The organism is Fusobacterium sp. JB019, assembly GCA_030673965.1.
Lineage (GTDB): Bacteria > Fusobacteriota > Fusobacteriia > Fusobacteriales > Fusobacteriaceae > Fusobacterium_B.
This window is the reverse complement of sequence record JAUTCN010000006.1, coordinates 1-13,304: the sequence shown is the minus strand read 5'-3', so window position 1 is coordinate 13,304 and position 13,304 is coordinate 1. Positions and strand designations below refer to the sequence as shown.

The window sequence follows — 13,304 nt, the reverse complement described above, 5'->3', positions numbered from 1 at the left end:
CTTCCTAAAAATTATTTGATAACATCTTCATTAACTTTTCTATCCTCTTCTATTAAAAGAATTTCTGACTTACCACAAACCTTTTTATCTTCTTTTACTACAACATTTCTTCCTAAAATAGCTTTCTCAATTGTAGCTCCCTTTTTTATATCAGAATTACACATTACAACAGAATCCCTAACTATTGCTCCTTTTTCAACAATTACCCCTGAGAAAAGAACTGAATTTTCAACTGTTCCATTGATAACGCATCCTTCTGTTATTAAAGAATTTTTAACAATTGCATTTTCCCCTATAACTTGACTTGGCTTGTTTGCAGATTTCGAATAAATTCTCCAATTTTTATCGAATATATCAAATTTCTTTCTAGGATTTAATAAATCCATATTTGCTTCCCATAAACTTTCTATTGTTCCTACATCTTTCCAATACCCTTCAAATGGATAAGCTACTAATTTTTTACCTTCTCCTAATAATTTTGGAATTATATCCTTACCAAAATCATTTGTAGAATTTTTATTCTCTTCATCTTCTACTAAAGCTTTCTTTAATTCTTTCCATTTAAATATATATATTCCCATTGAAGCTAATGTACTTTTTGGATGTTCTGGTTTTTCTTCAAATTCATATATTTCATGATCTCCCTTAACATTCATAATCCCAAATCTACTAGCTTCTTCTAAAGATACATCTATAACCGCTATTGTAGCATCTGCATTTCTAGCCTTATGATAACTAAGCATTTTGTTATAGTCCATCTTATAAATATGGTCCCCAGATAATATTAATACATATTCTGGATCATAATCATCAATAAAATCAATATTTTGATAAATTGAATTAGCTGTACCCTTATACCAAAATCCCCCATTTTCTTGCATAAAAGGAGGTAATAAACTGATTCCACCGAAGTTTCTATCTAAATCCCAAGTTCTACCTATACCTAAATAATTATTTAGTATTCTTGGCTTATATTGAATTAAAACTCCAACTGTGTCTATCCCTGAATTTGAACAATTACTCAAAGGAAAATCGATAATTCTATATTTTCCTCCAAAAGGAACCGCTGGTTTTGCATTATTTTTTGTAAGTAATTTTAGTCTGCTACCTTGCCCACCGGCTAAAATCATTGCCATCATTTCTTTTTTCATAATCTATCTCTCCTTCCTACTTTTTTATATATGTTAACATCCTTCATCCGCCCAAATTGGTTTTAGTACAATTGTTGACAAAGGAGGTATATCCACTATTACTGAATAAGGCATATCTAATCTGCCTTGGGTTCTTGGTTCTATGATACCTCTATTTAATATATTTGATCCACCATAAATATCTCTATCACTATTAAAGATTTCTTTATAATCTGTTATTCTTGGTATTCCTAAAATAAAATTTTCATATTTTACAGGAGTAAAGTTACAAACAATAACTAAGTAATCCTTTGGATCTTTACTTTTTCTAACATATGAAACTATCCCCTGTGAAGAATTATTAGGATCTATCCATTTAAATCCATCCATGGAACAATCTAATTCCCAAAGAGATTTTTCTTCTTTATATAAATGATTCAAGTCTTTCACATATGTTTTTATACTGTCATGAAGTGGATATTTAAGCATTTTCCACTCTAGTCCTTCATAAAATCTCCATTCCATAAATTGTCCTATTTCTCCACCCATAAATAATAATTTTTTTCCTGGGTGAGTATACATATACCCGTAAAATGTTCTTAAAGATGGAAATTTTTGTTCATAACTTCCACTCATTTTATCTAATAAGGATTTCTTCCCATGTACAACCTCATCATGAGAAATTGATAATATATAGTTTTCTGAAAAACTATACATTAAAGAAAATGTAACTAGATTATGATTATACTTTCTATATATTGGATCTTCTTCCATATATTTAAGCATGTCATTCATCCAGCCCATATTCCACTTGTAATTAAACCCAAGACCACCAATATATGGTGGTCTCGTTACTAAAGGCCAAGATGTGGCTTCTTCAGCAATCATCAATGGGTTCTTTGTATATTTGAAAATTGTTTTATTTAGCTCTTTTAAAAACTTTATAGCTTCTAAATCTTCATCCCCACCATTTTTATTTTTTAATCCATAAACTTCTGGTTGACCATATTCTAAATAAATTATATTTGATACTGCATCTGCTCTTATTCCATCAACATGATAAATATCATATAAGAACACTGCATTTGATATTAAAAAATTTTTTACTTCTGTTTTTGCTAAATTAAAATTAGCTGTACCCCAACCTCTATTTTCAAATCTGATTGCATCATCATATTCATAAAGAGACTGACCATCAAATTGGTAAAGTCCATGACTATCCTTACAAAAATGTCCTGGTACCCAATCTAATATAACTCCTATTCCTGCCTTATGACATTCGTTTACTAAAATTTTAAATTGTTCAGGTGTCCCATATCTACTTGTTATTGAATAATAACCTGTAGTTTGATATCCCCAAGAAGCATCTAAAGGATGTTCTGCTAGAGGCATTATCTCTATATGAGTATACCCCATTTCTTTAATATATGGGACTAACTTACTTGCGATTTCTTCATAGTTATAGAAACCACTTTCTAATTTTAATTCTTCTATTGTTTTATACTTGTCTTCCTTATCAAAAGTTTGTATCTCACTATCTGGTTTTTTCTTCCAAGATCCTAAATGAATTTCATATATATTCATTGGACTTTCATAAGAATTCCATTTTGCTCTTTTTTTAAGCCAAGCACTATCTTCCCATGGAAATTCTTTAAAAACATCCATTACAACTGAAGCTGTATAAGGTCTAAGTTCTGAACAAAAAGCCATTGGATCTGATTTTAAAAATCTTCTCCCATCATGAGTTATTATTTCAAATTTATATATATCCCCTTCCTGTATCCCAGGAATAAATAAAGACCATACACCATTTTCAAAATTAAAATTCATTAAATGATCGCTTCCATTCCAACCATTAAATTTCCCTACAACTCTTACTTCCTTTGCATGGGGAGCCCAAACATTAAAAGAAGCTCCTTTTATATTATTTTGAATTTTTAAGTGACAACCTAAAAATTCATATATTTTTCCATTTATTCCTGAATTAAAAACTTTCACGGGATATACACCTCCAAGTATTTATTCTAAAATTTAATCTCTGTCATATTCCTCATCAGATATTACTTCTATTCCATTTTCTAAAAATAATCTCACTGTTAAACCATTCCCAGGAATAAGTTTTCCTGAAAATGTCCCATCATATATTTTTCCAAAACCACAAGAAGGACTTCTTCTTTGTAATATTGCTTTCTTAGCTCCTAAAACTTTTGCTATTTCTAAAGATCTTTTAGCTCCTAATAAAAATTCATCAGTTACATCAGCTCCTGCTTCAGTCACAACCTTAATCTCCCCAGCTTTTTCTATAATTTCAGCTGGATTTCTAGGAGTTTTTAATCCTCCTAATTGTTCTGGACAAATTGGAACTGCTTTTCCTTCATTTACTAACTTTAATACATTTTCATTTAAGTTATTTTCTCCACTATATTTGCAATTTATACCACATAGACAACTACTTACAACTATCATACTTCCTCCCTATTTCTTTCTAGTTTCTCTAAACATTCCTGCAAATTTTCCAGGTATTTTAGTTTTTAAAGATATAGTTTTTCCAGTTGTTGGATGTACAAAAACTATAGTTCTTGCATGTAATCCAATTCTTCTAAGAGGATTTGTTTTTGCACCATATTTTTTATCCCCTGCTACACTATGACCTATACTTTGCATATGTACACGAATTTGATTTTTTCTTCCTGTTTCTATATTAGCTTCAACTAAAGAATAACCTCTACTTCTATTTAAAACTTCATAATGAGTTATTGCTTTTTTAGATCCATCTATTTTTTTATCACTTGAATATGTTACCATTGCTGAATTTTCTTTCAAATAAGAAACTATTGTATCCTTATCTTTTTCTACTCTTCCCTCTACAACTGCAACATATATTCTTTCTTTAACAATATCTTGCCACCCTGTTTGTAATTTTTGTTGAGTTTCTGGATTTTTAGCAAATATCATAACTCCAGATGTTCCTCTATCTAGTCTATGAACTATAAATACCTTTGCTCTTTCATCCTTTGCCTTAAGATAAGTTCTTACTATATTATATGCTGTTTTTTCCTTTTCCTTATCTGTAGCCATTGAAAGTAATCCTTCAGCCTTTTCAATTGCTATTATGTCATCATCTTCAAATATTACTGTAATACCTCTTAAACTATTTTCTGTAATTCTTGAAGTTGAAATTATTACATCATCACCAATTTCTAATTTATGATTAAACTGAGATATTCTCGCATTATTTACTAACACTTGACCGTTTTTTAAAAGAGATTTTATATTATTTCTACTTTTCCCTTGAAGCTTTTCTATTAAAAACTTCATTAATTCATTTCCCTCTTTTACTTTAAACATTAAATTTTTCTTCATTGTTCCTCCTAATTATTTTAACGTAAATAAACTATTTAACATTTAAATTATAACATAATATCACATTAATAAGCTTTTTTTTACATTTATTTTTTTTATTTTTATTTTTTTTAATTTTTGATTAATTTTTACTATTTTTTTGATTTTTTATTGAAAATTATCCCTAAAAACCCTTCAAAACACTATATTTAGAAAACAAAAAGCGCTACAAAAGTTTAATTATATTAAACTTTCATAGCACAATCTGCAATACCATCTTTATATTATTATTTTGTTAGCAATTAAACATCTTTGTTCCTCAAGTTTTTTAAGCTTGGCTCTACTGATGTATAAGCAAGAATAATCTTTAAAAATAATTCTTTCCTCTCTATAATCTAAAATCTTTATTTGTTCTAGGTTTACTATTAATCCTCTTTCTATTTTATTAAATTGTTTTATTCCTTTTAATTTTTCACTAACTGATCCAAAAGTTCTTTTCAAAGAAAAAACATTTTTATCTTCTAAATGAAAATTAACTCTTCTTTCAATCCTTGAAAAATCAATATATTTTATTTCATTAAACTCTATAATTCCCTTTTGATATGTATCGTTAATAAAAAATTCTTTGCAATTTTTTAATTTATTTAATGAAATTTTTATACTTTTTTCTATTTCAAAAAAATCATCTCTTAATATACAATCATCTACTATATCAAGTAAAAATAAAGATCTCATTTCCTTAATATTATCCCTTTCTAGGAGAACTATTACAGAAATATTTAGATTAGAATAAAATTTCAAATTTTCATAAAAATTACTATCTTTTTCTAAACTTAAAATTAAAATCTTAAATTCTTCATCACTTTTTAAGGGATTTATAAAATTATAACTAAACTTTCCCTGTAAATCTTTCACTAACTCATTTCCACCTATTATCCCAATATTTATAGGAGTGCTACCCATTTATTCCTTCTATAATACTTTTAAATTTAGATTTAGCGTCCTCTAAATCTTCTAAATTTGGATGAGTACTTGCATCAGTCCATCTTTTTATTCTTTCAGGATTTGGTCCATGAGGGTGGTCTACTGGAAATTGTTTTTTCATAAATTCTATTAATTTAGGGTCTACTGCTCCTTGACATAAATAATGTCCTATTACTTCATTATTATTTTTTATAAATAACTCTTCTATTCTTTTAACACAATCTTTAGCATGATCTGAATCAGGGTAGGCTCCTAAAGTAAAGAAAAATGCTACTTTTTTATTTTCTAACTTTTCTATAAAATCAATAGCCTCTTTATTAGCTGTTCCTTTATCTATCCATGCACCTACTATAACTAAATCATAATCTAAATTATTAATATCATCAATATTTTTTATTTCTGAACCATCTATAACTTCATTTATAGCTTCTGCTACCTTTTTAGTATTTCCTGTTTTTGTTGAATATGCAACTAAAGTTTTCATTTTCACTCTCCTATTTTATGATTTTGGTTTAAATACAAATTCTTTATTAAAATATACATTCATTTTTTTACCATTAAAAACAATTGGCTTAAATCTCCATTTTCTTAAACTTGCTATTACCGCATCATCAAATCCAAATTTCTTATGAGATTTAGTAATCTTGATATCTTTTACTATCCCTTTTGTATCAACTAAAAATCTAACTCCAACTATTACTTCCTTAGAATATCTTATTATTTCAGCCTGTCTTGGATAATCTGGATCTATCTGTCTTAATATTTCAAAATGTATTCCCTTTGAAGAATAAGAAGTATAACTACCATCTGAATTAGCTACAAAATTTCCTAATTTTTTAGGTTTAGATTTCTTTTGAATTTTTTTCTTATCTTTTTTTATTACTTCTTTTTTTCTTTTCATTTTACTTTTAAAATCATTATCTTTTTTCTTCTTAACTTTTTCTTTTTTCACTTCTTCTTTTTTAGGTGCTACTTCATTACTTCCTTTTACCTTCTTTATATTATCTATTCTTTGTTCTTTATTCTTCACATTATAAGATATTGGAATTGTCCCTCTTGAAGAAAAATTAGGATCCCCTAAAGTTTCATGAATATGATTAAATTTAAGAAAGAAAGCTAAGTGAATTAGTAGAGCTAATAAAAAATATCTCATTTATACTCCCCCTATATTACTCATTAAAATTTATTCCTAAATTTTTTATTCCATATTTTTTTATCTTTGTAATTGTATCCATAACTGTTTGATACTTTAAATTTTTGTCCCCTGTTACAGATACTGAATCTACTCCAGCTAAAACTTCAGACAAATCATCTATATTTATTTCTTCACTTTTCCCATTTTTTATAACATAATATTTTTCATTTTTATCTATAACTATTTCAAGTGGAACCTTTTTATTCTTAGCATCAACATTTGCTGTTGGAACTTCAATATCTATTTGCCCGTATTTGTCAAATGTTGTAGACACCATAAAAAATATCAAAAGTAGAAAAACTACATCTATAAGAGGAGTCAAATCTATAGCAAAAAGTTCTCTTTTTTTTCTATATCTTCCCATCTTTCAACCTCCCTAGTTCTTTCTAATTACATTAATAAGATTTGTTGTTACCTTGTCTATATCTTCTTCTGTTTTTTCAATTCTTTTATTTAAAAAGTTATAAACTACAATTGCAGGTATTGCAATTGAAAGCCCTGCAGCTGTTGTAAGTAAAGCTTGAGATATTCCATTTGCTACAACTGCTGGATCTCCAGCCCCGTAAGTTGCTAAATTTCTAAAAGCATGAATCATTCCTGTAACTGTTCCAAGTAAACCTATCATAGGAGCAATATACCCTACAATTCCTAAAATATATAATCTTTTTTCTAATAAGCTTACTCTTTCCATAGCTATTTCTTTTACTAATTGATCGAAATGATGAAAATCTCCATTTGCATCGAAACGAATTAAGAATTCTTTAACTGTAGAACCTATTGTATTTTTTTCCTTATCACAAATTTTGTAAGCTATTTCCATATTTTTATTAGAAACTGCATATATAATTTCAGATTTAAATGTTTTCTTTAAATTTTTCTCCTTCAAAACAAAATAAACCACTCTTTCTAAAATAATTGTTAAAGATAAAATAGACAGTCCAAATAATATCCACATTAAAGGACCTCCAACTTTTAAGTAATACGCCATTTATTTAACCTCCGTAATTTTTTTATTTATTATTTTCAAACTTAAAATATGATATGAAACACATATTAAAACTATTATTAAAAAAAACTTTAAATGAATACTAGAAACTCTATAAATTGAATAACCAATACTTAAAAATATAAATACCATAGCTGATATTTTATTTTTTAAAGTTATTCCTCTTTTTTCTTGATAGTTTTTTATATATTCTCCAAAAATTTTATTTTCCATTAAATATTTATAGAATTTATCAGAAGACTTACTAAAGCAATAACAACTAGCAAGTAAAAAAGGTGTTGTTGGTAAAAGAGGCAGTACTATTCCTACACAACCTAATACCAAAGAAATTATTCCACCTATAAATAATAATTTTTTCATAATTATTTTCCTTTTTCTAAATTTATAATCATTTTTACAACTTCAGCAGTTATACTATTTCCCCAGAAAACTCCAGCCTTTGTATAAGTGTAAGTTTCTTTTTCTAATTTAATTAATCCCTTAATTTCATATTCTTTTAGCAATTCATAAACTTCACCATAATATCTACCTGATAATTCTTGTATTTCAGAAAGATTAACACTTTTAAACTGCATTATTCCAGATAATTTTTTTAAGTTATATTTAAATTCAGAGTCTCTAGAATAAAAAGTCACCATCTTATTAAGGTTATAATATTCTATATCTTCAACTCTTCCCCCTGCACCTGTACCAATTGCAAGTAAATTTTTAGCTCTGTTTATGTTGTCTATATATTTATAAGAATCTTTTCCATTTGATATTTTAGTATGTTCCAATACTTCATAGCCATTTTTAGATGTTATCTCTAAAAATCTATCGTGTAATTCTTTATCTCTTTCAAGATTATATTTAAATATAATTTCTTCTTCATTTCTTGCCTTTGCAATTTTCGATCCCTCTTGTATCATAAGAGAATAGAAACTAGAACTATCCAATCCTAGCTCACACAAAATTCTTGCATCCTCTTCTACTTCTTCTAAAGTTTCCCCTGGATAATTATAAATAATATCTATACAAAGTAACCCACTAAAATTATTTCTAATATTTTTTAATTTTTCAATAACTGTTTTTTTATCATAGGTTCTATTTAATAATTTTCTTCCTCTATCTGAAAAGGTTTGAACTCCAATACTTATCCTATTAACACCATACTTTTCCATAATTTTTAATTTTTCTAAGCTTAAATTATGAATAGTGCTTTCAAAAGTTATTTCATAATCTTTAGAAAAGCTAAAATTTTCTTTTAAGTTAAAAAGAATTTTTTCTAACTGATTAGCTTTATATATTGTTGGTGTTCCTCCTCCAAAAAAAACAACTGAAATTTCTTTTTCTTGAACATATTTTTTTTCACCATATTTTTTTAATTCTTTGCATAAATAATCTGTATAATCATCCAAATTATTATTTAATTGTTTCCTATTCATATTGCAAAAAGAACATATTTTATCGCAATATGGAGTATGTATGTATATTCCACATTCTCTTTTTCCTGTTTTAGAATTCAATATTTTATTAAATCCTATATTAGTCGCCATTTTTCTTTTTAATAAATCATCTATTATATTTTTTACATCATGATGTGATTTATATCTAACCTTAAACATTTCCTTCTCCTTAATCCTTAATTTAAAACAACATTTCTATCGTTAGTCAAAACTAACTTCACCTAGGATACTACTTTTTGCGCTATTTGTCAAATAATTCAAGCTAAAAATACTTTGCATTTCTAAGTAATCTGGGATCTATACTCTAAATAATGTGTATTTTTACTCTTAGTTTGTGTATTTTCAATAGTTTTTCTTTCATATAAATAGTATAATGACTTCACAAATATAATTTGATATCCTAAATATAAGGATGTCTCAATTGAGGGGGAAAGATGAAAAAAGGTTTATTGTTGTTTTATTTAGCATTATCTGCTTTAGCTTTAGCTGATGATGTTACTTTAGGAAAAAGTGTTATCAGTCCTGATTATATAGAAGTTGAAAAATTGAAATCAACTAAAAATGTAATTGTAATTGATGAAAAGGATATTTCTGAAAAAGGTTACCAAAATGTTTCTGAAATTTTAGATGATGTTCCTGGAATAACTGTTGGAACAAGTGGATGGGGAGAAATAGATATTAGAGGTCAAGGAGAAGGACAGGCAGCTAAAAATGTACAAGTTTTAGTTGATGGTGCTCCTATTACTCTTTTATTAAATCATCCTTACACTGCAAATTATGATATTGTTCCTGTGGAACAAATTGAAAAAGTAGAAATTATTCCTGGGGGAGGATCCGTTCTTTATGGTAATGGTACTGTTGGGGGAGTTATAAATATCACTACTAACTTGAAATCCATGGCAAAACCAAAAAATAAAGTAGGTTATGAGTTCACTATTGATCAGGAAAAAAGATATTATGCTAATATTGGAGAAAAAATTAATGATAATTTAACAATTCAATTAAATTATTCTAAAAGTGAAAAAGACTGGTTTTTTGTAGATACATTTGATAACACTGAATATTTTTCTGGTGGTTTTAATTATAAAATAAGTGATAAACAGGGAGTAGCTTTAAAATATAGCCGTTTTGAAGAAAATGGAAAATTTCTTAAACAAGTAAATAATAGATATTTAAAAAAATATGGAAGAGAATACCGTCCTAATCCTAGTAGTGTAACTGTTGGAGTTGATGAGAACAAACAAAAAATCAAAAAAACAATAAGCGGTTACAATATTGCTGATAGATTAGAGGAAAACTGGAAAGGAACTTATTCTTTAGACATTAATGATAATCTTAATTTATCTGTTGATGGATTCCATAACGAAGGACATTTTAAAAACAACCCTTATGAACATGAAAATGATCAAAAAATCGATCAAAAAACTGATGGGATAAAAGCTAAATTAAATTATAAATATGCTAAAAAAAATAGTGTGTTATTTGGTTTAGATTATTTCAAACAAAATGCTAGCATCAATTATGATGATGTTACAATGAGAAGCATTAAAAAAGGAGATATTCCTGAGCCTGGAGAAACTGTTACCTCATCTGGTTATATAAAAAATACAGAAGGAAAATATACTTATAAAGCTGACCAGTTAAATTTCGATTATGAAAGATATGTTAAAGCTCTTTATTTCTTAAATATATTCAAATATAAAGATTTAGAGTTCACTCAAGGAGTTAGATTTGATAGAACAGATTGGAAAACTTATAAAAAAGCTGCTGGTGGTTGGGGAGTTGTAGATGGAACTAGTCATAGAGACAACTGGAACTATGAACTATCTGCTGGATATAATTATAGAGATACTGGTAAAGTGTATGCTAGATATGAAAGAGGTTTTACTGGTCCTGATGGAATGCAAATAACAGACAGAGTTTATATTGACAATAAGAAAGCAACTGTATTAACAAAGGCTGAAGATGAAATATTCGATATTTATGAAATTGGATTAAGAGATTATGTATTAGGTTCTGCTTTTAACTTAACTCTTTTCTATAATGAAACTGACAATCAAATGGATAGATTCTACCATCGTGATAATGGACATTTAAATATGATAACTGCTAATTTATACAAAACTCATAGATACGGTTTAGAAACATCTCTTAGCCAAAACATTGGTAAATTTTCTTTTGAAGAAAGTTATACTTACTTAATGGGAAAATCAGATTATAATGACAAAGGAAAAGCACTTAAAGGAGAAGTTTCTCTTGTAAATTCTGGACTTAAAAAGGTTCCTAAGCATAATATTATGCTTAGCAGTAATTATAATTTTACAGATAATTTTTCTGCAGGTCTTACTTGGAAATATACAGGATCTTATAACAATTTCTCTAAGGAAACTGATAATGAAGATGGAGTTGTTAAATCTAATACTGTTGTTGACTTATCTTTAAAATATAACCATCCTAATGGTATATCTGTTTATGGTGGAATAAACAATTTATTCAATGAAGATTATTTTGGATATGTTAGCGGAAGTGGTAGCTATACTTATGTTGTTCCTCAACAAGGAAGATCATTCTTTGCAGGATTTAGCTATACATTCTAATTTAAATAAAATAAATATTTTGTTGACAATTTTAAAAATTTAGTGTATTATTATTTCAATTTAATATCCATCAAGAGAAACCGAGGGACTGGCCCGATGACGTTTCAGCAACCTATTATATATGTGGTGCTAACTCCAGACAGATGGCAAATACGCTAATTTTAATTTAGTGACCTTTATTACTTGATGGATAGTAATAAAGGTCTTTTTTTATTAGGAGGTTTTCATATGGAAAACATTAAAAATAAAGGAATTGGAACAATATCTATACACGGAGGAAATATCAAAGATCAATTTGGTTGTCTTACAACTCCTATTTATCAAACATCTACCTTTGTATTTGATTCAGCAGAACAAGGAGGAAGAAGATTTGCTCTTGAAGAAGAAGGATATATCTACACTAGACTTAGTAATCCAACTGTAGATGTTGCTGAAAAAAAATTAGCTTTACTTGAAAATGGAGAAGCTGCTTTAGGTACTGGATCTGGAATGGGAGCAATCACTGCTACTTTTTGGACTTTCCTTAAGGCTGGAGATCATATTATAACTGATACAACTTTATATGGATGTGCTTTTTCATTCTTAAATGCAGGTATTTCTAGATTTGGAATTGAAGTTAGCTTTATAGATACATCTGACTTAGAAGCTGTTAAAAAAGCAATAAAACCTAATACAAAAATAATTTACTTGGAAACTCCCTCAAATCCAAATTTAAAAATAGTTGATATTAAAGGTGTATGTGATATTGCTAAAAATTATGAAGATATTAAAGTTGTTATTGATAATACTTTTGCTTCACCATATTGTCAAAAACCTTTAGATTTAGGAGCTGATATAATAGTTCATTCTGCTACAAAATATCTTAATGGTCATGGAGATTTAATTGCTGGTTTTGTTGTTGGAAAAAAAGAAGATATTGATCAAATTAGATTTGTTGGAATAAAAGATATGACTGGAGCTGTACTTGCTCCTGGAGAAGCTAGTTTAATAATTAGAGGATTAAAAACTTTTGAAGTTAGAATGGAAAAACATTGTAAAAGTGCTTTAAAAGTAGCTAAATTTTTAGAAAACCATCCTAAAATTAAAAAAGTATATTATCCTGGTCTTGAATCTCATACAGGTTATGAAATTGTTAAAAATCAAATGCTTGATTTTGGTGGTACTCTAGCCTTTGAATTAAAAAATGGGTTTGAAGCTGGAAAAACACTTTTAAATACAGTTGATCTTTGTACTCTTGCTGTTAGTCTTGGTAGTCCAGAAACATTAATTGAACATCCTGCTTCAATGACTCACTCTCCTTATACAAAGGAAGAACTTGAAGCTGCAGGTCTTGATGAAGGTTTAGTTAGATTATCTGTAGGACTTGAAAATGTTGAAGATATTATAGAAGACCTTGATAATGCTTTAAAAAATTGTTAATTAAAAATAAAAAAAATTGAAAGGAGTGATACAATGATAAAAGTTGCAAAATTTGGTGGATCTTCTCTAGCTGATGCCAAACAATTCAAAAAAGTCAAAGATATTATACTAAAGGATAGCAATATAAGTGCAACTGTTGTATCTGCTCCTGGAAAAAGATTTTCAGAAGATAGTAAAATAACGGAC

At 27.7% G+C, this 13,304-nt stretch carries 13 protein-coding genes and 1 riboswitch; of the genes, 2 read left to right on the top strand and 11 right to left on the bottom strand.

Features of this window, described 5'->3' with window-relative positions:
- Positions 1-11: 11 nt before the first annotated feature.
- The 11 genes from Q7K47_05280 to Q7K47_05230 all read right to left on the bottom strand — a co-directional run bounded on the left by Q7K47_05280 (position 12) and on the right by Q7K47_05230 (position 9,261).
- Positions 12-1,154 carry a glucose-1-phosphate adenylyltransferase gene (locus tag Q7K47_05280; GenBank protein ID MDP0506630.1) on the bottom strand — a complete coding sequence of 381 codons (1,143 nt, stop codon included), beginning with the start codon at positions 1,152-1,154 and terminating at the stop codon, positions 12-14.
- 30 nt (positions 1,155-1,184) lie between these two features.
- Positions 1,185-3,128: a 1,4-alpha-glucan branching protein GlgB gene (glgB, locus tag Q7K47_05275; protein ID MDP0506629.1), complete on the bottom strand. Its 1,944-nt coding sequence runs from the start codon at positions 3,126-3,128 to the stop codon at positions 1,185-1,187.
- Positions 3,129-3,161: 33 nt separating this feature from the next.
- Positions 3,162-3,596: a DUF523 domain-containing protein gene (locus tag Q7K47_05270; GenBank protein ID MDP0506628.1), complete on the bottom strand. Its 435-nt coding sequence runs from the start codon at positions 3,594-3,596 to the stop codon at positions 3,162-3,164.
- Between the two features lie 9 nt (positions 3,597-3,605).
- Positions 3,606-4,493 (bottom strand): RluA family pseudouridine synthase, encoded by an 888-nt coding sequence (locus Q7K47_05265; GenBank protein ID MDP0506627.1) that lies wholly within the window; start codon positions 4,491-4,493, stop codon positions 3,606-3,608.
- A gap of 258 nt (positions 4,494-4,751) precedes the next feature.
- Positions 4,752-5,435: a LytTR family transcriptional regulator DNA-binding domain-containing protein gene (locus Q7K47_05260; protein MDP0506626.1), complete on the bottom strand. Its 684-nt coding sequence runs from the start codon at positions 5,433-5,435 to the stop codon at positions 4,752-4,754.
- Positions 5,428-5,940, bottom strand: a complete 513-nt coding sequence (locus Q7K47_05255; protein MDP0506625.1) for a flavodoxin family protein — start codon at positions 5,938-5,940, stop codon at positions 5,428-5,430. Before Q7K47_05255 ends, Q7K47_05260 begins: the two co-directional genes overlap by 8 nt.
- A 15-nt stretch (positions 5,941-5,955) precedes the next feature.
- On the bottom strand, positions 5,956-6,609 hold the full coding sequence (locus tag Q7K47_05250) for an energy transducer TonB (GenBank protein ID MDP0506624.1): 654 nt from the start codon (positions 6,607-6,609) through the stop codon (positions 5,956-5,958).
- A 16-nt stretch (positions 6,610-6,625) separates the two neighbouring features.
- On the bottom strand, positions 6,626-7,015 hold the full coding sequence (locus Q7K47_05245; GenBank protein MDP0506623.1) for a biopolymer transporter ExbD: 390 nt from the start codon (positions 7,013-7,015) through the stop codon (positions 6,626-6,628).
- Between the two features lie 12 nt (positions 7,016-7,027).
- On the bottom strand, positions 7,028-7,639 hold the full coding sequence (locus tag Q7K47_05240; protein MDP0506622.1) for a MotA/TolQ/ExbB proton channel family protein: 612 nt from the start codon (positions 7,637-7,639) through the stop codon (positions 7,028-7,030).
- Positions 7,640-8,017, bottom strand: a complete 378-nt coding sequence (locus Q7K47_05235) for a YbaN family protein (GenBank protein ID MDP0506621.1) — start codon at positions 8,015-8,017, stop codon at positions 7,640-7,642. It lies immediately after the preceding gene.
- Between the two features lie 2 nt (positions 8,018-8,019).
- Positions 8,020-9,261, bottom strand: coding sequence for a coproporphyrinogen-III oxidase family protein (locus Q7K47_05230; protein MDP0506620.1), 1,242 nt, complete (start codon positions 9,259-9,261; stop codon positions 8,020-8,022).
- Between the two features lie 275 nt (positions 9,262-9,536).
- Here Q7K47_05230 and Q7K47_05225 point away from each other — a divergent pair, with 275 nt between their 5' ends.
- Positions 9,537-11,699 carry a TonB-dependent receptor gene (locus Q7K47_05225; GenBank protein MDP0506619.1) on the top strand — a complete coding sequence of 721 codons (2,163 nt, stop codon included), beginning with the start codon at positions 9,537-9,539 and terminating at the stop codon, positions 11,697-11,699.
- Between the two features lie 64 nt (positions 11,700-11,763).
- A riboswitch (SAM riboswitch) is annotated at positions 11,764-11,849 on the top strand.
- A gap of 78 nt (positions 11,850-11,927) precedes the next feature.
- Positions 11,928-13,118, top strand: coding sequence for a methionine gamma-lyase (megL, locus tag Q7K47_05220; GenBank protein ID MDP0506618.1), 1,191 nt, complete (start codon positions 11,928-11,930; stop codon positions 13,116-13,118).
- Positions 13,119-13,304: the final 186 nt, after the last annotated feature.

What these genes read in the sequence shown, in the direction of transcription:
- Q7K47_05235 (MDP0506621.1), bottom strand. Translation starts at nt 8,017, where the DNA reads ATGAAAAAATTATTATTTATAGGTGGAATAATTTCTTTGGTATTAGGT.
- Q7K47_05250 (MDP0506624.1), bottom strand. Translation starts at nt 6,609, where the DNA reads ATGAGATATTTTTTATTAGCTCTACTAATTCACTTAGCTTTCTTTCTT.
- Q7K47_05265 (MDP0506627.1), bottom strand. Translation starts at nt 4,493, where the DNA reads ATGAAGAAAAATTTAATGTTTAAAGTAAAAGAGGGAAATGAATTAATG.
- Q7K47_05260 (MDP0506626.1), bottom strand. Translation starts at nt 5,435, where the DNA reads ATGGGTAGCACTCCTATAAATATTGGGATAATAGGTGGAAATGAGTTA.
- Q7K47_05230 (MDP0506620.1), bottom strand. Translation starts at nt 9,261, where the DNA reads ATGTTTAAGGTTAGATATAAATCACATCATGATGTAAAAAATATAATA.
- Q7K47_05270 (MDP0506628.1), bottom strand. Translation starts at nt 3,596, where the DNA reads ATGATAGTTGTAAGTAGTTGTCTATGTGGTATAAATTGCAAATATAGT.
- Q7K47_05255 (MDP0506625.1), bottom strand. Translation starts at nt 5,940, where the DNA reads ATGAAAACTTTAGTTGCATATTCAACAAAAACAGGAAATACTAAAAAG.
- Q7K47_05245 (MDP0506623.1), bottom strand. Translation starts at nt 7,015, where the DNA reads ATGGGAAGATATAGAAAAAAAAGAGAACTTTTTGCTATAGATTTGACT.
- Q7K47_05240 (MDP0506622.1), bottom strand. Translation starts at nt 7,639, where the DNA reads ATGGCGTATTACTTAAAAGTTGGAGGTCCTTTAATGTGGATATTATTT.
- Q7K47_05225 (MDP0506619.1), top strand. Translation starts at nt 9,537, where the DNA reads ATGAAAAAAGGTTTATTGTTGTTTTATTTAGCATTATCTGCTTTAGCT.
- megL (MDP0506618.1), top strand. Translation starts at nt 11,928, where the DNA reads ATGGAAAACATTAAAAATAAAGGAATTGGAACAATATCTATACACGGA.